Source organism: Chloroflexota bacterium, assembly GCA_018825785.1.
Taxonomy (GTDB): Bacteria; Chloroflexota; Dehalococcoidia; order JACVQG01; family JAHKAY01; genus JAHKAY01.
In genome coordinates this window covers 12,500-30,912 of the sequence record JAHKAY010000039.1, presented here as the reverse complement: position 1 = coordinate 30,912, position 18,413 = coordinate 12,500, and the positions used below count along the sequence as shown (strand labels likewise).

At 62.2% G+C, this 18,413-nt stretch carries 21 protein-coding genes; 9 read left to right on the top strand and 12 right to left on the bottom strand.

The window, feature by feature from the left end:
* The 9 genes from KJ624_06240 to dnaX form a co-directional block, all read right to left on the bottom strand.
* Window positions 1–503: hypothetical protein (locus KJ624_06240; protein ID MBU2009415.1), on the bottom strand; the 503-nt coding region annotated here is incomplete at its 3' end.
* 14 nt (window positions 504–517) lie between these two features.
* A complete protein-coding gene (gene serS / locus KJ624_06235) occupies window positions 518–1,795 on the bottom strand; it encodes a serine--tRNA ligase (GenBank protein MBU2009414.1) in 1,278 nt (425 codons plus the stop codon).
* Window positions 1,796–1,886: 91 nt separating this feature from the next.
* Window positions 1,887–3,629 carry a hypothetical protein gene (locus tag KJ624_06230; protein MBU2009413.1) on the bottom strand — a complete coding sequence of 581 codons (1,743 nt, stop codon included), beginning with the start codon at window positions 3,627–3,629 and terminating at the stop codon, window positions 1,887–1,889.
* A 125-nt stretch (window positions 3,630–3,754) separates the two neighbouring features.
* Window positions 3,755–5,203: a lysine--tRNA ligase gene (lysS, locus tag KJ624_06225; GenBank protein ID MBU2009412.1), complete on the bottom strand. Its 1,449-nt coding sequence runs from the start codon at window positions 5,201–5,203 to the stop codon at window positions 3,755–3,757.
* Between the two features lie 17 nt (window positions 5,204–5,220).
* Window positions 5,221–5,685 carry a transcription elongation factor GreA gene (gene greA, locus KJ624_06220; GenBank protein MBU2009411.1) on the bottom strand — a complete coding sequence of 155 codons (465 nt, stop codon included), beginning with the start codon at window positions 5,683–5,685 and terminating at the stop codon, window positions 5,221–5,223.
* Between the two features lie 71 nt (window positions 5,686–5,756).
* A complete protein-coding gene (gene recO / locus KJ624_06215; protein MBU2009410.1) occupies window positions 5,757–6,506 on the bottom strand; it encodes a DNA repair protein RecO in 750 nt (249 codons plus the stop codon).
* Between the two features lie 36 nt (window positions 6,507–6,542).
* Window positions 6,543–7,139: a recombination mediator RecR gene (gene recR / locus KJ624_06210; GenBank protein MBU2009409.1), complete on the bottom strand. Its 597-nt coding sequence runs from the start codon at window positions 7,137–7,139 to the stop codon at window positions 6,543–6,545.
* 57 nt (window positions 7,140–7,196) lie between these two features.
* Window positions 7,197–7,493 carry a YbaB/EbfC family nucleoid-associated protein gene (locus KJ624_06205; protein ID MBU2009408.1) on the bottom strand — a complete coding sequence of 99 codons (297 nt, stop codon included), beginning with the start codon at window positions 7,491–7,493 and terminating at the stop codon, window positions 7,197–7,199.
* Window positions 7,490–9,091, bottom strand: a complete 1,602-nt coding sequence (gene dnaX, locus KJ624_06200; protein ID MBU2009407.1) for a DNA polymerase III subunit gamma/tau — start codon at window positions 9,089–9,091, stop codon at window positions 7,490–7,492. The genes KJ624_06205 and dnaX overlap by 4 nt, the downstream gene beginning before the upstream one ends.
* 52 nt (window positions 9,092–9,143) lie before the next feature.
* Between dnaX and KJ624_06195 the strand changes: the two genes are divergently transcribed.
* From KJ624_06195 to KJ624_06170, 6 genes are read left to right on the top strand one after another with little or no spacing between them, the layout of a single operon-like run.
* On the top strand, window positions 9,144–9,410 hold the full coding sequence (locus KJ624_06195) for a ferredoxin family protein (protein MBU2009406.1): 267 nt from the start codon (window positions 9,144–9,146) through the stop codon (window positions 9,408–9,410).
* A 1-nt stretch (window position 9,411) separates the two neighbouring features.
* Window positions 9,412–10,491 carry a 3-methyl-2-oxobutanoate dehydrogenase subunit VorB gene (vorB, locus tag KJ624_06190; GenBank protein ID MBU2009405.1) on the top strand — a complete coding sequence of 360 codons (1,080 nt, stop codon included), beginning with the start codon at window positions 9,412–9,414 and terminating at the stop codon, window positions 10,489–10,491.
* Window positions 10,492–11,286: a 2-oxoglutarate oxidoreductase gene (locus KJ624_06185; protein ID MBU2009404.1), complete on the top strand. Its 795-nt coding sequence runs from the start codon at window positions 10,492–10,494 to the stop codon at window positions 11,284–11,286. It begins immediately after the preceding gene.
* Window positions 11,283–11,843 carry a 2-oxoacid:acceptor oxidoreductase family protein gene (locus KJ624_06180; protein MBU2009403.1) on the top strand — a complete coding sequence of 187 codons (561 nt, stop codon included), beginning with the start codon at window positions 11,283–11,285 and terminating at the stop codon, window positions 11,841–11,843. Before KJ624_06185 ends, KJ624_06180 begins: the two co-directional genes overlap by 4 nt.
* A gap of 3 nt (window positions 11,844–11,846) precedes the next feature.
* A complete protein-coding gene (gene lsrF / locus KJ624_06175) occupies window positions 11,847–12,653 on the top strand; it encodes a 3-hydroxy-5-phosphonooxypentane-2,4-dione thiolase (GenBank protein ID MBU2009402.1) in 807 nt (268 codons plus the stop codon).
* Complete coding sequence (locus KJ624_06170; GenBank protein MBU2009401.1) at window positions 12,650–13,672, top strand: alcohol dehydrogenase catalytic domain-containing protein; 1,023 nt, start codon at window positions 12,650–12,652, stop codon at window positions 13,670–13,672. The genes lsrF and KJ624_06170 overlap by 4 nt, the downstream gene beginning before the upstream one ends.
* Window positions 13,673–13,711: 39 nt before the next feature.
* Here the strand turns inward: KJ624_06170 and KJ624_06165 are convergent, their stop codons facing one another.
* Together KJ624_06165 and KJ624_06160 are read right to left on the bottom strand one after the other, a co-directional pair.
* A complete protein-coding gene (locus KJ624_06165) occupies window positions 13,712–15,028 on the bottom strand; it encodes a hypothetical protein (GenBank protein ID MBU2009400.1) in 1,317 nt (438 codons plus the stop codon).
* 186 nt (window positions 15,029–15,214) lie between these two features.
* A complete protein-coding gene (locus KJ624_06160; GenBank protein MBU2009399.1) occupies window positions 15,215–15,730 on the bottom strand; it encodes a hypothetical protein in 516 nt (171 codons plus the stop codon).
* A gap of 273 nt (window positions 15,731–16,003) precedes the next feature.
* Between KJ624_06160 and KJ624_06155 the strand changes: the two genes are divergently transcribed.
* The 3 genes from KJ624_06155 to KJ624_06145 all read left to right on the top strand — a co-directional run bounded on the left by KJ624_06155 (window position 16,004) and on the right by KJ624_06145 (window position 17,594).
* On the top strand, window positions 16,004–16,447 hold the full coding sequence (locus tag KJ624_06155) for a hypothetical protein (GenBank protein ID MBU2009398.1): 444 nt from the start codon (window positions 16,004–16,006) through the stop codon (window positions 16,445–16,447).
* Between the two features lie 92 nt (window positions 16,448–16,539).
* Window positions 16,540–17,088 carry a response regulator gene (locus KJ624_06150; protein MBU2009397.1) on the top strand — a complete coding sequence of 183 codons (549 nt, stop codon included), beginning with the start codon at window positions 16,540–16,542 and terminating at the stop codon, window positions 17,086–17,088.
* On the top strand, window positions 17,004–17,594 hold the full coding sequence (locus KJ624_06145) for a LuxR C-terminal-related transcriptional regulator (GenBank protein MBU2009396.1): 591 nt from the start codon (window positions 17,004–17,006) through the stop codon (window positions 17,592–17,594). The genes KJ624_06150 and KJ624_06145 overlap by 85 nt, the downstream gene beginning before the upstream one ends.
* On the opposite strand, the gene KJ624_06140 is transcribed toward KJ624_06145, so the two are convergent.
* Window positions 17,515–18,411 carry a Zn-dependent exopeptidase M28 gene (locus KJ624_06140; GenBank protein MBU2009395.1) on the bottom strand — a complete coding sequence of 299 codons (897 nt, stop codon included), beginning with the start codon at window positions 18,409–18,411 and terminating at the stop codon, window positions 17,515–17,517. The genes KJ624_06145 and KJ624_06140 overlap by 80 nt on opposite strands.
* Window positions 18,412–18,413 lie beyond the last annotated feature (2 nt).

Sequence of the window (18,413 nt, the reverse complement as noted above, 5' to 3'; positions counted from 1 at the left end):
TTCCGGTAGGCGGCCTCCGCCTGGACGGGCAGGCTTGTTGCCAGGTAGGCGTTGCCCATCAGGAGGCAGATGGCAGCCCGGTCGGCTGCGGCCAGCTCCGGTCCCAGGCAGGCCGCCAGGTGCTCTACGGCCTCGCGGTGCCTATTGGCTTTGGCCAGCTCTGCTGCCTTCGCCAGGTGGTCCCGCAGGCTTTGTTCCGTCAGCAGGCGGCTAAGGCGCTCAGTAGCAGGCACAGCCCTCCAGCCGTTGAACGCCTCCTTAATCTCCCTGACCTGTTGAACTAGCTGCTCTGCTTGCACCGGAAGCTTCTCAATCTTGTCCTTGGTGGCCTGCACCCGTTTTGGGGAGGACGCCGGTATCAAGAAAATTATAGCCAGAGCGCCAAAGAATGCCGCAGCAGCCACGCCAATGGCAACAAGGGAGTTCGGGTAGACGAGGGCAGAAAGGGCAAACAATATGGCGGCAACCGAGGCGATGACACCTAGAAGGATGCGATTGAGCACAGCCTAGACTCTGGTTATCCTATCGCTGCCAGCCCGCCCATATAGGGGCGGAGCACCTCGGGCACCAGCACGGAGCCGTTGGCCTGCTGGTGGTTTTCCAGGAGGGCGATGAGGACGCGGGGGAGGGCGAGGCCGGAGCCGTTGAGGGTGTGGACGAACTGGGGGCGGGCGGTGGGGGCGGGGCGGTAGCGGATGCTGGCCCGCCGGGCCTGGAAGTCCCCGCAGCTGGAGAGGGAGCTCACCTCCAGCCACTCCCCCATGCCGGGGGCCCACATCTCAATATCGTAGGACTGCCTGGAGGCAAAGCCCAGCTCCCCGGTGCAAAGCTCCTTTATCCGGTAGGGGATGCCCAGCCTCTGGCAGACATCCTCGGCATCCCGCACCATCTTCTCCAGCGCCTGGTCAGAGCTTTCGGGGGTGGTGAACTTGTACAGCTCCACCTTGTCAAACTGGTGCCCCCTCTTGAGGCCCCGGGTGTCCCTCCCCGCCGCCATCTTCTCCCGGCGGAAGCAGGCGGTGTAGGCGACATAATGTATGGGCAGGGCCCCCGGCTCCAGAATCTCGTCCCGGTGGAGGTTGGTGAGGGGGACCTCGGCGGTGGGGACGAACCAGAAGTCCTCCTCGGCATCGCGGTACAGATTGTCGCCGAACTTGGGCAGGTTACCGCTCCCCACCAGGCAGTAGCCCCGCACCATGAAGGGGAGATAGACCTCCTTATAGCCGTGCTCCCTTGTGTGCAGGTCCAGCATGAAGTTGATGAGGGAGCGCTGGAGAAGGGAGCCAGCCCCCTGCAGGACATAGAAGCGGGTCCCGGAGAGCTTCGCCCCCCGCTCAAAGTCTATGATGCCCAGGCGGGGCCCCAGGTCCCAGTGGGGAAGGGGCTGGAAGGGGAATTCTCTTGGCTCTCCCCAGGTGCGGATAATAGGGCTGTCCTTCTCATCATGCCCCACCGGCACCGAGGGGTGGGGGATGTTGGGGAGGCGCAGGAGGAGGTCCTGGAGCGAGGCATCGTTTTGCTCAATCTCTTTTTCAAGCTTTTCTATGCTCTTGCTGACCTGGCTCAGCTTCATTCTCAACTGTCCAGCCGCCGGATGCAATCCAGCCGACATCAAGCGGCCTATTTCCCTGCTCTGGCGGTTGTGCTCGGCCTGAAGGGCCTCTGTTTCTTGCACCAGCCTTCGGCGCTCCTGGTCCAGCGCCAGCACCTCCTCAAGGGGGGCCTCCTCCCCCCTGTCCCTGAGGGCCTTCTTCACCAGGGCCGGGTTTTCCCGGATGAGCCTCATATCCAGCACGGCAGGATTATTATAGCCATTCTCCCAGGGGATAAAAAGGGGCCTGCCCTCCGGGAGGAAGGCAGGCCAAGGCGGGAAAGATGGCTAGGGGCTAGTCGTCATCGTCGTCATCGTCCTCGTCGTCGTCATCCCGGTCCCAGCCCGTCTTCTTGCCTTTATCCCACCCGGGGGGAGTGAAGCGGTCTTCAAACTTGTCAAACAACTTGTCCAACTGCTTCCTGATGCCAGGGGGAGCGGACTGGACAACGCTGGGTATGGGGACCTCCAGGACCAGGCGGGTCTGGTCATTGACGGTGACCACCACCGCCTTCTCATCAACCTTAAGCCCGTCCTTTGCCAGGACTAGGGTGTCAGCAGTAAGGGCGAAGCTCACCGTCTGGGTCTGCCCGTTTGGCAGCAGGGTCAGGGAGGTGTTTGAGATGGCCTTGACCACTCCGGGGATGGCCTTGATGATAGAGGTGGCGCCATTCTCCTTTACCGTCCACTGGGCCCCCAGGAAGTTCTCAAAAGCGATGCCTCTCAGGGAGGCGGCCACCAGCAGGTGGAGCCTCTTTGTGCCGGAAGTCAGGGCGTCGGCCTGTGGTGCCGCTGTAACCGTCACCGAGGCCGTGGCGTACTTGACCGTGCCGTTCTGGAGGGCAATGGCCTGAACGGCGTTGGGGTAGGAATTAGGGACATTGCCCGCCTGGAACAGCCCGGCCTGGGTTATGGTCCCTGCCCCGGCAACCACCACCGACCAGTAGTAGGTAAGACCAGGAATAGGCTTGTTGGCAGCATCATAGCCCTGGGCCGAGAACTGCCTGGTGGCCCCCACAGCCACGTTAGCGCTGGAGGGGGTTACCCTAACATGGTCCAGAGCACCGGCGGTAGCGCCCGAAACGGTCACAGAGGCAGTGGCGAACTTGATGATTGCGTTCCCCTGCACGGCGATGCCCTGAACGGCGTTGGGGTAGGAACCAGGGATACTGCCCGCCTTGAATACCCCGGCCGGGGTTATGGTCCCCGCCCCCGCAACCGCCACCGACCAGTAGTAGGCGAGGTTAGGGATGGGCACGTTGCTGGCGTCATAGCCCTGGGCCGAGAACTGCTGGGTGCCCCCGGGAGCCAGGGTGGCGCTGGAGGGGGTTACCGTAACGTGGTCCAGAGCACCGGCGGTAACACCCGTAACAGTCACCGAGGCCGTGGCATACTTGACTATTGCGTTCCCCTGCACGGCGATACCCTGAACGGCGTTGGGATAGACACCAGGGATAGTGCCCGCCGTGAATAGCCCGGCCGGGGTTATGATCCCTGCCCCCGCAACCACCACCGACCAGTAGTAGGTGAGATTAGGGAGAGCCACATTGCTGGCGTCATAGCCCTGGGCCGAGAACTGCTGGGTGGCCTGGGGAGCCAGTGTGGCGCTCGCCGGGGCGATGGTTACGTGGTCCAAGGTAGGGGCGACGGCGGTAACAGTCACCGAGGCGTTGCCGAACTTGATATTGCCATTCTGGACAACAATGGCCTGGACAGCGTTGGGGTAGACGCCAGGGACATTCCCTGCAGTAAACACCCCGCTGGTGGCGTGGATGGCGCCGCTCGCTGCCGCCGCGGCCCAGAAATAGGTCAGGCCAGGGATGGCTACATTACTGACATCATAGCCCTGGGCCGAGAACTGCTGAGTCGCCCCCGCAGCGACAGTGGCGCTGGACGGGGAGACCACCACATGGTCCAGCACCTGGGCCTGGGCCAAGGCAGCGGCAGGGGCCAGCCCCAGGACCAGGCCAGCGAGGAGCAAGAAAGCACCAATGACGCGAACCCAATTCTTCTTCAAGATTCCCTCCTTCTTATTCATGATTCCCTCCTTGTCGTCAACTGAGAAACGCACCAGGGGCCAAAAAGTTAGTGGTAAAAAAGTGGGAGAATTATGCCCCAATGGTACTGTGGAAAGTCATCGCCTCGGGTGTGGCTGGAGATTCTCTAGGTTTCTTTGGTCTTGAGCTGGGGGAAGAGGATGACCTCCCGGATGGAGGGCTGGTCGGTGAAGAGCATGGCCAGCCGGTCTATGCCCACGCCCAGGCCCCCGGCGGGGGGCATGCCATACTCCAGGGCCTGGAGGAAGTCCTCGTCGGGGAGCTCGGCTTCGTCATCCCCCCCGGCCCGGAACTGCTGCTGCTCCCGGAAGCGCTCTCGCTGCTCCAGGGGGTCATTTAGCTCGGTAAAGGCGTTGGCTATTTCCATCCCTCCGCAGAAGGCCTCAAAGCGCTCCACCAGCCCTGGCTCCCCAGGTTTTCCCTTGGCCAGTGGGGATATCTCCCGGGGGTAGTCCAGGACGAAGGTGGGCTGGATAAGGCCGGGCTCCCCGTAGCGGGAGAGGAGCCTGTCAATAAGCTTTCCCCGGTTGGGGGGTTGCCCCGGCTCTATCGGGAGAAGGCCCCTTTCCTCCACGGCCCTTTTCAGGGAGGGGTAATCGGGATAGTCCATAGAGTCCAGGCCCGTCTTCTCCTTCAGGAGCTCCCGCAGGGTGGGGCGGGGCCAGGGAGGGTCAAGCCGGACCTCTAGGCCCTGATAGGTTATAGTGGTGGTCCCCAGGACCTCCCGGGCCAGGAAGGGTATCATCTCCTCCACCATGGCCATCACACCGTGGTAATCGGTATAGGCTTCGTAGCTCTCCATGGTGGTGAACTCCGGGTTGTGTTTGGTGGAGATGCCCTCGTTGCGGAAGAGTCGGCCTATTTCATAGACCTTGTCCATGCCGCCGATGAGGAGGCGCTTGAGGTGGAGCTCGGTAGCTATTCTCAGGTAGAGGTCCTGGTCCAGGGCGTGGTGGTGGGTGACGAAGGGGCAGGCGGCGGCTCCACCGGCGATGGCCTGGAAAATAGGTGTCTCCACCTCCAGGAAGCCACGGCTGTCCATGAAGCGGCGCAGGGCGGAGATAAGCTGGCTCCTTACCAGGAATGTCTGGCGGGTCTTGGGGTTGGTGATGAGGTCCAGGTAGCGCTGGCGGTAGCGCTTTTCCGTGTCCACCAGGCCGTGCCATTTTTCAGGGAGGGGCTGAAGGGCCTTGGCCAGGAGCACCAACTCCCGGGCTTCTATGGTCGGCTCCCCGGTGCGGGTGCGGATGACCTTCCCCTCCACCCCCACAAAGTCTCCCAGGTCCAGTTCATTGAGCTGGCCGTATTTCTCCGGGCCCAAGAGGTTCTGACGGAGGAGGACCTGCACCTTGCCTGTGCCGTCCCGGATGTCCAGGAAGGCGGCCCGGCCCATTTCCCTCTGGGCCGTTATCCGTCCCGCCAGGCGGCACGGGGTCTCTTTGCCTTCCAGGGGGAGGGCCTCCTGGATAGTGTGGGTGCGGTGGAATCGGGGGGGGTAGGGGTCAACGCCCTGGGAGCGCAGCCTTTCCAGCTTTTCCAGGCGGGCCTGCCGCAGGCTGGTGGGCTGGACCACTACCCTATGGCGGTGATGCGGAGGCGGATGGTGCCAGCAGGGGCGGGGACCTCCACCTTCGCCCCCTTCTTCTTCCCCAGAAGGGCCCGCCCCACAGGGGAGAGGTGGGAGATCTTTCCTTCGCCGGGGCTGGTCTCGGTGCTGCCCACGATGGTATAGGACTCGGGCTTGCCATCCTGGCTGACCACGGTGACCCGGGAGCCCAGCTTCACCACATCGGCCTTCCCCGGCTGGATAATAACAGCGTTCTTCAGGACATTCTCCAGCTCCAGGATGTGCCCCTCAACGAAGGCCTGCTCATTCTTGGCATCCTCATACTCCGCATTGTGGTCGGTGCCGCCCATTTCCTTGGACCGCCGTATCTTCTCGGCCACCTCGGGGCGGCGCACCGTGTGGAGGTGCTCCAGCTCTTTCTCTCTCCGAGCAAGCTCTTCAGGGGTGAGGAAGTATTGTTTCTGCGGCATCAAAGCCTCCCGACCTATTAAAAAGAAACCGAGAGCCAAAAGCCCTCAGTCAACCCGCCTTTGGTGACCCATTATAAGCCTTTCCCCTCGGGCTGTAAAGGCCCAATCAAATCATCCAGTTGCTCCAGGAAGGTTGCGGACCTGGGTTTCTTTTCGAGGATGTAGCGGGTGTAGCTACCCAAAACCCGCCCCAATTCTCTGAGGAGAGGGGACTCAAGCCTCACCCTGAGGGCCGAGGCCAGGCCGGCGGTCTGGAAGTATCTCAGGGCCTGGAAGGCGGCTGGGGAGAGGGGGAAGGCCCCCGGTTCCTTTAAGGCACAGGCGGGGCAGAGGCTTCCCCCCAGGGAGGGGCTGAAAGGCCCCGGCGAGGCCAGGGGGGTGCGGCAGGAGGGGCAGACCCGCATCTCCGGCCCGTAGCCCATGAGACCCAGAAGGCGGAGCTCAAAGTAGCGCAGGAGGCCCTCTCCAGCTTCCTCCAGGGAACGGAGGCTGGAGAGGAGGAGGTCAAAGAGGGGACGGTTCTCTTCCCCCTCAGGGGCAAAGGCATCCGCCAGCTCACAGATATAGGATGCCTGGCCCAGCTTCACCAGGTCTTCCTTCAAGGGCAGGAAGCTGTGGAGGACCTGGGCCCCGGTTACGATGGACAGGCTTCGCCCCTGGGCAAGCTCTACGGCCACATGGGTGAAGGGTTGCAGGTGTCCCCCCAGCTTGCTTTTGGGCTTTCTGGCCCCCCTCACCACCGCCCGGACCTTTCCCCAGGCCGGGGTGAGGATGATAAGCAGGCGGTCGGCCTCCCCCAGGTCATAGGCCCGCAGGACCACGGCCTCGGTCTGATATGTGCGCGGTATGGGCATGGTCTAGAGGGGCTGGCGGCCTTCCAGGGCTCGGGTGAGGGTGACCTCATCGGCATACTCAAGGCTCGACCCCATGGGCAGGCCCCGGGCCAGGCGGGAGAGCTTCAGGCCCAGGGGGGACAGGAGGCGCTGGAGGTAGAGGGCGGTGGCCTCCCCCTCCAGGTTTGGGTTGGTGGCCAGGATGACCTCCTTCACCTCGCCGTCTTGGAGCCGGGAAAGTAGTTCCCTTATCTTCAGGGCATCGGGGCCGATGCCGTCCATGGGCGAGAGGGCACCGTGGAGCACATGGTAGAGGCCCCCGTAGGCCCCGCTCCTCTCCAGGGCCAGGATGTCCAGGGGCTCCTCCACCACGCACATGATGGAGCGGTTGCGCTTCTCGTCCCGGCAGAAAAGGCAGGGATCCTGGTCGGTGATGTTCTGGCACCGGGAGCAGAGGACCACCTTCTCCTTGACCGCCAGGATGGCCTCGGCCAGGGCTCGGGCTTCATCTCCCGGGGACCGCAGGATGTAGTAGGCCAGGCGCTGGGCGGTCTTGGGACCGATGCCGGGGAGGCGGTTCAGCTCCTCTACCAGCCGGGAGAGGGGCTCCGAGGTGGGAATGGGAAAAGGGGTCACCCTCACCCCCTGGAACCCATGCTCACGGAGATTGACATTCTGCTAGAAGGGCAGCTTGAAGCCGGCAACGGAGCCGAGCTTCTGTTTGGCCAGCTCCTGGGAGCGGGCGATGGCGTCGTTTACCGCTGTCAGGACCAGGTCCTCCAAGAGGTCAACGGCGCTGGGGTCAACGGCCTCGGTGGAGATGCTGACCTTCAGCACCTTCTGCTGGCCGGTGATGACTATCTTCACCGCCCCGCCCCCGGTGCTGGCCTCCACGGTGGCCTTTTCCAGTTCCTGCTGGGCCTTTGCCAGTTTGGCCTCCAGTTCCCGGGCCTGGCGCATCAAGTTGGGGTTCATGCTTCCTCCTCGTCCACAATCCTGGCCCCCATATCCAGGGCCGTCTTGACCAGGGGCTCCTTGGAAGGGGGGGGCTCCTTTGGCATCATGGAGCAACTGACTTTGAGGGTGGTCCCGAAGACCTCCCTCAGCTTCTTTTCCACCAGGAAGCGGTATTTGGGGTCCTCAATCTTCTCCATGTGGAGCTTGTAGTAGAAGCCCAGCTCCAGGGTGTCCCCTTCCAGCCTCACCGGCTCACAGGCACCCCTCAGCATGGCGTCCAGGTTCCCCGAGGACCCTTCCCCCCGCAGGGACCTGACGAAACCCTTCCACTGCTGGCGCAGGTACTCTATGGTTATCCCCGAGGCCGGAGGTGGAGCGATAGGCTCGACTTTCTCCACGACTGGCGGAGGCGGGGGTGGCGCGGGAGGCATTTCCCTGTGAGCAGGTGCAGGGGGGGGCTGGGTTGGAACGCGCCGGGAGGCGAACCCGGCTACGGGGTGGGGAGCGGCGGGGCGGGAAATGGTGGGGCGTGGGGCAGGCTGGGGTGACGGCTCCTCGGCCACGCATTCCGCCAGGGCCAGCTCCATCGGCAGAGGCGAGTATTCCTGACGCAGGTCCAGCCCGGCAAAGAGGCGGGTGGCCTGGAGCAGGGACCCCAGGGGGACACTGGCCACCAGCCCCTTCATCTCCTTTCTCTCCTCAAGCGTGGCCTCCACAGCCTCCTCGGAGCCTCCTTTTATCAGGAGGAGGTCCCTGAGGTATTCCACCAGTCCCCGCTGGAGGGCCTTCAGGTCCACCCCTTCCTTCTGGAGTTGGTAGAGGAGGGAGAGGCCCCCCTTCAGGTCCCGGACCAAGATATGCTTTGCCAGCTCTTTGGCCCGGATATCCGCCTCCAGCCCCAGGAGCTCCCGGACCTGCTCCAGCCCTATCTGGGGGCCGTAGTAGTTCACTGACTGCTCCAGGATATTCTCCGCATCCCTCAGGCTTCCCGTGGCGGCCCGGGCAATGGCCTTGAGGGCTTCGGAGGTGGCGGCCATCCCCTCCTTTTCGCAGATATATGCCAGGCGGGCCACCACCGCCTCCTGGGGTATGCGGCGGAAATCAAAGCGCTGGCATCGGGAGAGGATGGTGGGCAGGACCCGGTGGGGCTCGGTGGTGCACAGGATGAAGATGGCGTAGGGCGGGGGCTCCTCCAGGGTCTTGAGGAGGGCGTTGGAGGCGGGGTCGGTGAGCATATGGACCTCGTCAATGATATAGACCTTGCGGCGGGCCTGGCCGGGGGCATAGGCCACTTTCTCCCGCAGGTCCCTTATCTCGTCAATGCCCCGGTTGCTGGCGGCGTCCACCTCCACCACATCCAGGGCCCGGCCCTGGGTGATGGCCAGGCACATGTCGCAGGCGTTGCAGGGCTCCCCCCGGCCGCCGTTAAGGCAGTTGACCGCCTTGGCCAGGATACGGCCGCTGCTGGTCTTGCCCGTGCCCCGGGGCCCGCAAAAGAGGTAGGCATGGGCCACCCGGCCTGCCTCCAGGGCATGGAGGAGGGTGCGGGTGGTGGGCTCCTGCCCCACCACCTCGGTCAGGGTCTGCGGGCGCCACTTGCGGTAGAGGACGGGCATAGCCCTATTATAACTCCCCTGGCTCCCGGGGATAAAGTTGACGCTGGGGGCAATGCTGGAATATATTATTGTCCTAATGGCGCTGGGGGATATAGTTATCAACGAGCGGTACTGCAAGGGGTGCGGCTACTGCGTCAGGTTCTGCGCCCGTGGGTGTATCGTCCAGCCAGGGGACAAGTTCACCCATCAGGGCTATCTCCTCCCCCTCTTCTCCGACCCCTCCCGGTGCAACGCCTGTGGCGTCTGCGCCTGGATGTGCCCCGACCAGGCTATAGAGGTCTTCCGATATGTAGAGGCCGAAAGGCCGGCCAGGGCCTAGGATGGTCCAGAGGCTCTTACTCCAGGGCAATGAGGCGGCGGGGTGGGGGGCCTTGGCGGCGGGCTGTGGCGCATTCTTCGGCTATCCCATTACCCCTCAGAATGAGCTGACCGAGTGGTTTGCCCGGGAGTTCCCTCCCCGGGGCAAGGTCTTCGTCCAGTCCCAGTCGGAAACGGCCAGCATCAACATGCTCTACGGTGCCGCCGCTACCGGGGTCAGGGCCATGACCTCCACCTCCAGCCCCGGCTGGGGCCTGATGCAGGAGGGGATGTCCAACCTGGCCAATGCCGAACTGCCCTGCGTGGTGGTGCTGGTCTCCCGGGGGGGCCCGGGGGTGGGCACTACCCGCCATTCCCAGATGGATTACACCTCAGCCACCAGAGGGGGAGGAGGGGGGGGATACCGCAATATTGTCCTGGCCCCCTGGTCGGTCCAGGAGCTCCATGACCATGTCCAGCTCGCCTTCTACCTGGCCGATAAATACCGCAACCCCACGGTGGTCCTTTCCGATGCCATCCTGGGGCAGATGGCTGAGCCCCTGGAGGTGAAGGCGCTGGACTTCGGCTCATTGCCCCCCAAGGACTGGGCGGTGAAGGGGATAACCCGCCACCAAGATGGCCAGCGCCGGGGCCTCAGCGCAGGCCAGGGTTTCTTCCCTTCCCCCCAGTACCCTACCTATCTGGACTTCATGTCTGCTTTTGACAGGAAGCTCAAGGCCATGAGGGCCAGCGAGGTTCGTTACGAGGCCCACTGTGTGGAGGATGCCAGGCTTATCCTGGTAGCCTTTGGCTCTACGGCCCGGATGGCCCTGGAGGCTACGCAAGCTGCCCGGGAGCGGGGGATGAAGGTGGGCCTGGTGCGCCCCATCTCCCTCTGGCCCTTCCCCTATGAGGCTATAAGGAAGCTCTGCAAGAGCGCCAAATTCCTGGTGGTGGAGGATAACCTGGGGCAGATGCTGGAGGATGTGGAGATGGCCGCGGGGGAAGTCCATTTCCTGGGGATGCTGGCCAGGCATGAGCCCCGGGAGCAGGGGATGGTCTTCCCCGATAAGGTCCTGGAGAAGATAGAGGAGGTCTACTAGATGGAGAAGGTGAGGGTGACGGGGGGCTCCCCACTCTGGACAAGGCCGGAGTTTGCCACCATCCCTTTCTGCCCGGGTTGCCAGGAGCCCGTGGCCTCGGAAGCTCTTCTCCAGGTGCTGGAGGAGACGGGTCTGGTAGGGGAGGCTATTGCCGTGGTGGGGATAGGCTGCAACAGCTTTCTCCCCTTCCTCTGGAAGATGGACTTCGTGATGGCTGCCCATGGCCGCCCCCCCGATGTGGCCACGGCCGTAAAGCGCATCCTCAAGTACCCCCTGGTGTTCACCGTCCAGGGGGATGGGGACTGCTTTGCCATTGGCGCAGGCTCTACCGTCTCCGCGGCCATCCGGGGGGAGAAGATAACCATCATCATGCTCAACAATAACAACTACGGCACTACCGGCGGCCAGATGTCGCCCACCACCCTCCTGGGGCAGAAGACCTCCACCACCGCCCTGGGCCGGGGAGGAAACGAGGAAGGCTTCCCCGCCCATGTGGCTGAGACTATGGCCACCTTTAAGGGTGTCTGCTACAGCGCCCGGACGGCGGTCAATGACCCCGCCAGCTTTCAGCGCACCAAACGCTGCCTCCGCACCGCCTTCCAGATGCAGATGGAGGGCCTGGGGCTCAGCTTTGTGGAGATAATTGTGGCCTGCCCCCCCAACCGCCGCCTCAGTCCCCTGGAGACCATCAAATGGATTGACGATGAAGTCCTTGCCGAGTTCCCCCTGGGGGAGTTTAAGAATGTGGGCCGGGAGGAGATGGAGGACAGGGAACCGGTGGAGGTCAAGGGGTGAAGGCAAACCACAATGTGATTATAGCCGGCATCGGGGGCCAGGGGGTGATGCTGGCCGGCCTGACCCTGGCCCAGGCCGCCCTGGAGGAGTATCCCTATGCGGTCTGGCTCCCCTCCATGACCACGGCCCAGCGGGGCGGGCCCTGCGAGGCCACCGTTGTCTTCTCCAGAGAGACCATCGCCTCGCCCCTGGTATGGCGGCCCCAGGCCATTGTCATTATGGAGGCCTCCCAGCTGAAGTCCTTTCTGCCCCGGGTGAAGCCCGGGGGCTGGGTGGTCACCGAGAGCGCCGGCCTCAATCAGAGAATAGACCGGGGGGATGTCCATATCGCGAAGGTGCCCGCTATCCAGCTATCCGTGGCCCTCACCGGCGACAGCCAGGCGGCCAACCTGGTCCTCCTGGGGGCCTACATCCAGGCCACGGGGGTCCTGTCCCCTTCTCTCCTGGTGAGTCAGTTGGAGAAGAGGTTTGCCCGCAGTGAGAAGCTCAAGGCGAATATCGCCGCTTTTCACGAGGGCTTGAAGCAGGGGAGAACCACAATTGGACAGAGGAGGTAGCCCATGGACTGGGGGATGAAGAACCGCCTGGCCCGATTAATCCAGCCGGATGGCCATTGCCTTTTCTTGCCCATAGACCATGGCTATTTTCAGGGGCCGACTACAAAGCTGGAAAGGCCCGGTGAGACCATGAAGCCCCTTCTCCCCTACTTTGACGCCCTCTTTGTCACCCGGGGAGTACTGCGCTCCGCCATCGACCCGGAGAATACCAAGCCCGTTATCCTCAGGGTCTCAGGGGGAGCCAGCATAGTCGGCAAGGATCTGTCCCATGAGGGGCTTACCACATCGGTAAAGGAGGCCCTCCGCCTCAATGCCAGCGGGGTGGGAATATCCATCTTTGTGGGCAGTGAGCATGAACGGGAGTCCCTGTTAAACCTGGCGAAGCTGGTGGATGAAGGGGAGGAGTACGGCCTTCCCGTAATGGCCGTCACCGCGGTGGGCAAGGAGCTGGAAAAGAGGGAGGCCCGCTATCTGGCTCTGTGCTGTCGCATCGCTGCCGAGCTGGGGGCGAGGGTCGTAAAGACCTACTGGTGCGAAGGGTTTGAGAAGGTAGTGAATGGCTGCCCTGTCCCCGTGGTCATAGCGGGAGGGCCCAAGGTGGACACGGAGTTGGAGGTGTTCAACTTCGTCCATGACGGCATGGAGAAGGGTGCTATCGGGGTGAACCTGGGGAGAAACATCTGGCAGCATGACTATCCGGTAGCTATGGTCAAGGCCCTGAGGGCCATCATCCACGAAAACGCCAACCCGAAACAGGCCCACGACATATTCAGAAAGGAAAAGGAAAAGGCGGTAAGAGCCCCGGAATGAGGGTTGCTGTCTATTACAGCAATCAGGATGTAAGGGTAGAGCAGCGGCCTGTACCTGCGGTCGGCCCCGGTGAGGTCCTGATGCGGGTGGAAGCCTGCGGTATCTGCGGCAGCGATGTGCTGGAGTGGTATCGCCTTGCCAAGGCCCCCCTGGTGCTGGGCCACGAGGTGGCAGGGGTGATTGAGGCGGTGGGAGAGGGGGTAAAGCAGTTCAAGGCGGGCGACCGGATTGCGGCCAACCACCATGTCCCCTGCAATACCTGCCATTACTGCATAAACGGGCACCATACCCTTTGCGATACACTGCGCCGGACCAGCTTCGACCCGGGGGGGTTCGCGGAGTATGTCCGCCTGCCGGCAATCAATGTGGACCGGGGCGTATATCGCCTGCCTGAAGGGGTGTCTTTTGAGGAGGGGACCTTTGTGGAGCCCCTGGCCTGTGCGGTGCGGGGCCAGAGGCTGGTGGGGATGAGGCCGGGAAGGAGCGTGCTGGTCATGGGCAGCGGCATAGCCGGGCTGCTCCATATACAGCTGGCCTGCGCCCTGGGGGCCGGGCGGGTGCTGGCCACCGATGTAGCCACCTACCGGCTGGAGGCGGCCAGAAGGTTCGGGGCCTTTGCCCTTGATGCCCGGGAGGCTACTCCGGAGCGGGTTCGGGAGCTAAATGACGGTTACCTGGCGGACCTGGTTCTGGTCTGCACCGGGGCCAGGGAGGCCGTCCTCCAGGCCCTGGAACTGGTGGGAAGGGGCGGGACCGTCCTCCTCTTCGGCATGGTAGAGCCCGACACTGTTATCCCCCTTCCCCTATTCAACATAATGCACAACGGCATAACCATCACCTCATCCTATGCCAACACCCGGGAGGACGCCGTAGTAGCCCTGAAGCTCATCCAGGAGCGGAGGGTGCGGGTGGCCGAGATGATAACCCACCGCCTGGCCCTTGCCGAGACAGGTCTGGGCTTTGAGCTTGTCTCCCAGGCCCGCGACTGCCTAAAGGTCATAATCCAGCCCCAGAGATAGCAGGCTCTTAACCTCCTAAGTCTGGCCGATAAAGCCGCTTCAATTCCAGTATATCTCAATGTTTTCAACAACTTCCTCCCATACGTAATAATCAGGCAATCCGAGGTCTTGTCCCAGGGCTTGAAGGTTATCATACCAAGCCTTGAGCTGCGAATATGAATATACTCTGCTTCCTGCATTATATTCGTCTGCCGCTTTACCATACGCGTTGACGCTGTCTTTACGGAACTGGACCCTTCTTAGATAATCAACATAGTAGTCGTAGCTGAACGAGTTGGGATGGGTGGTGTAGGTCAAGGCACCCCAGAACTTGGCTGGGTCTCCACTGCAATTGATGTATTGAGATTTGACACCATTCAAAGATATCCCCCCGTAAGGCTGGCCCACCTGCACATACCCTATGCAGTCAAATCCCGTACCGCCTTCATTTCCCGTATCGTCAATGTAGACTAGCCCTTTGTCAGTGGTCTGAAAGGCAGTCAGGGCATGCCCTGTGGTCTCCCCAAAGGATATTTCAACGTAAGCAGACCTGAAGCCGTATCTCCACGCACGGTCCCGAAGTGTTATGGCAAACCCGCTGCAGTCAAACTGATCGTCATTGTAGACCTTTGTGTTTGTGTCGTCCTGTTCGAGGAAGTACTTGACCTCTCCCCAGGTAGGGTTCCTGAGGCTAGGGCTGGATTGTCTTATTGTGTCATACAGCTTCTGGTAATCGCCTTGGAGCTGTGCTACCTGCAAATTCAGCCTGTCTCTTTCACCCGTGACTGTTGAGAGGCTGGCGTTGGTGCTGGTGAGCTGACTGCTCAGACTGTCCCTCTGGGCTGTGGCGGCGGCGAGGCTGGCGTTGGCTGTAGCGAGTTGATTGGTCAACCTGTCTCTATCTGCAGTCATGGAGGCCAGGCTGGCGCTGGTGCTGGTGAGCTGGCTGCTCAGCTTATCCCTCTCTGCGGTCATGGCGGACAGGCTGTCGTTGGCCGCAGTGAGCTGACTGCTCAACTTGTCTCTATCGGCAGTCATGGAAGCGAGGCTGGCGTTGGTGCTGGTGAGCTGGCTGCTCAGCCTATCCCTATCTGCCGTCATAGTTGAGAGGCTGGTGTTGGCCCCGGCGAGTTGGCTGTTAAGCTTGTCCCTCTCTGCGGTCATGAATGAGAGGCTGGCGTTGGTGGCGGTGAGCTGGTTATTCAGGCTGTCCCTCTGGGCTGTGATGGAAGCGAGGCTGGCGTTGGCAGTAGTGAGCTGGCTCTGAATGGAAGTGCGTTCAGTGGCAAGTTTCTCGTATGTTCCTTTGCTCACGCAAGACAAGCCAGAAACCAAGAGCATTATCAGGATGGGTATTGAAAGCAGCGACCTTGTCAACCGGTTAGGCTTACGCCCTGTGGAATGCAGATTCATCCCAGCCCTTCCTTTAGCCCTTTCTTTGCCTGGGTAGGGCCTGACCCTTCTGGGGAGTGGCGGTTTACGCGAGCTATCCGCCCCCTGTGATGGGCTCACTTGGGGCCGGACAAGGGGGTAGAGCGTTTACAGCCTAATCTGGATTGTATCTCAATGAGTCTTGCCCTGGCCTTGAGGCCCCTTGTGCGTGGCTTTTTCAGCACCCATTTGGCCCTTGGCCTCCTCTTGGGCCTTCTGCGCCTGGGCCTTGGCCTCCTGGCGGGCCTTCTCTGCCTGTGCCTTGGCCTCCTTGTAGGCCTTCTCCGCCTGTGCCAGGGCCTCGCTGTGGGCATTCTCGGCCTGGGCCTTGGCATCCCTATAGGTCCTTTCGGTCAGGTCCATGGCCTCATAGTAGCTGTTCTCAACTTGGGTTTTGGTCTGTGCCCGGGCCCTTTCCGAGTTGCGGATGGCCTCTTCCTGGGAGTACACGGCCCGGTGTACGGCATCCTTGTAGACGTCCTCTGCCTGGGACCTGGCTTCCCTGCGGACCTTCTCCGCTTGGGTCTTGGCTTCCTTGTAGGCCATCTCCGCCTGGGCCAGGGCCTCCTTTGCCGCCTGGGCTCGGGCCTCCTTCTCCGCCTGGGTCAGGGGCTGGGGCTCTGCCTGTGCCTGGGCCTCATTCTCCATCCTTTACCTCCTACGCCAGAGACTTCTGCTCTTTTCCTAATACCTATTTATATCAAAAAAGCGCAGTAGTCAAGGGCCTCTCCCAGCCCGTAATGGCGGTGGGGCTGGTTACGGGCCTAACGGCGGTGGGGTCTATCCTCACATTGATGAGGGAGGGCCTTCCCGACCGTCTACCCTGGCCATGCCACCTCCTGGCTCCTGGCTTCTGCCCTGCTCTGCGCCCCCGCAGGGTGGTGGCAAAAGCGGGAAAAGGGGAGTAGAATCCAGCAGACTATGTCTGAGACTGGAGACACCAGGCCCCTGAGGGGGGAGCTTCCGGAGCGTGTCGCCAAGAAGCAGACCTGGGACGACAACCTCCTCCGTTTCTCCTGGCTTATGTGGCCCCGGGGCCTCTGGCTCCTGTGGTTTGTGGTCCTGGGCTCCACCGCCCTGGACTACACCAGCACCGTCTATGCCCTGAAGTTCAGTCCCCACCCCATTTTTGAGGCGAATGCCCTGGCTCGCCTTGCCATCCAACTGGGAGGGTTCGGCGGCCTCGCATTGTGGGACATCCTGAAGATAGGCATCTACATAGCCCTGACCATGGCGATAAACCGGGTTTCCGCCCGGGAAAACAGGCTGGGCCTGGGGCGCTTCAGCAGCATTGTCCTCCTCTTCTATTACTCGCTCTTCTCCCTCGCCGCCACTGTCAATAACATCTTGCTGGCACTGCCTTAACCCCCCTTGACAGCCTCACCCCCTTTGTGCTAGTCTAGTGGTCTAGACCACTAGCTATGTTACCTTTATATCTGAAAGTAAGGGGGGAGATTTTGAGGCGGATAAAGGAGGGGATATATCCGCCGGGGTCCCGCCTTCCTGGTGGGGCGGGGCTGGCGTTGGAGTTCGGGGTAGCCCTGATGACGGTAAGGCAGGCCCTGGATGCTCTGGTGGATAAGGGGTACATCGTCAGAAAACAGGGGAAGGGGACCTTTGTCGTTTCCCCGGTGGGGAGAAAGAGGGTCCTTGTGGCCGATGACGACCCCGGGTTGAGGGAGCTCCTGAATGATATCATCACCGGGGAGGGTTATGAGGTGGTGGCGGTGGAGGATGGGGAGGGGGCGGTGGCGGCCGTGGCCGGGGATGGCGGCTTTGCCCTGGCCTTCCTGGATATCCGTATGCCACGGATTGGGGGTCTGGAGGCTATGATGGAAATGAAGAAGCTCTCCCCGCAGACTGTGGTGGTCATCGTTACCGGCTATGCCGAGGACCTGGCCCTTCTGGACAGGAGCCAGGTATGGCCTCTCACCGTTATCCGCAAGCCCTTTCATATACAGCAGGTAATAGACGCCCTCCGCCTGGTGGGCCGGAGAGAGGTGTAATGATGTCAACCGGGGTCAGTTACGAGTTCAAAGGAAGACTGTCCCAGGCACTGGTCTATGCCCGGGAACTGCGCCAGCTATATCGCGAGGACCGCCAGTTCCGGGTTGACCTGAAAAGGGCCCGTTCCTCCCTCAAGGATTCCCACCAGAAGGTGGTGGACCTCACTGCCCTCCTCCAGCGCCACCTGGAGAGGAAACAGGAGCTGGACCAGGCCTACAGGGAACTGGTGGACGGGGTTAGGATGGTCCTGGTCGGCCCTTCGTCAACCTCCGCCCCTCCTGTAGAAGCCCATCCCCCCAGGGGCTCCGGCCTCAGTCCCAGGGAAGTGGAGGTCCTGCAGATGGTGGCAGAAGGCTATTCCAACAAGGAGATTGCCTGCCACTTCGGGCTGACCGAACACACTGTCAAGAACCACCTCACGGGGATTATGAGGAAGCTGGGGGCCCGGGACCGGGCTCATGCCGTGGTCCTGGCCCTGCGCCAGGGCAGGCTTCTCCTGGGCTGAACCCCCAGCCCTGCGATAACTCCAAGAGCAAGGTGAGCATCAGTTCCAGGGACCCTTCGCTCAGGCGGGATGAGATATCCCTGGCTGTGTGGATGGAGGACAGGGGCTCCGGCCACAGCTGCCGCTGACGAAATAGCAGCCGGGGGAGGTCCGCCAGCCATTTTTCCGGCAGCGGGGCCTGGCTGCTGGGCAGGAGGGAGAGGGTGAGGGCATCGGGCAGGCCCCTGAGCCTGAATGGGAGGTGGTCGCTGCTCAGGATGAACCAGGGTATATGGGCTGCCCTCATGGGCAGGGCCAGCCTGGCCGCCGCCTTCCCCACTTCCTGGAATGCCCGGAGACGCATTTCCTTTGGCCGGATGGGCCAGACACCTAGGTAATCCCCCATCCCGCAGAATTCCAGGTTGTAGACAGCAGCCACATCCCTCAGGCCGTTCTTCCAGACATAGTGGAAGGAACCGAGAAGCCCCGCCCGGAGAAGAGGGGTGCGGAGCCAGGCCTCCTCCCGGTCAAAGAACACGGCCCGAATGGGGAACCTCCCATCTTTGAGCTTATGGCACAGCCCAAGCAGGACTGCCACCCCTGAGGCATTATCATTGGCCCCGGGACTTCCCCGCACCGCATCATAGTGGGCTGAGAAGAGCAGACGTCTTGCCCTTGGGCCGGGAGGGAGGTCAACCACAATGTTGCACACCCTCAGGAGGCGGGACTCCCGGACCACCGGCTCTATGCCCAGCTCTCTGAGGGTAGCCAGCACCCGCCGGCGGCGGGCCGGGTTATCCCTGTTCTCCAGGGCCCTGACATAGTCCATCAGGCCCACTC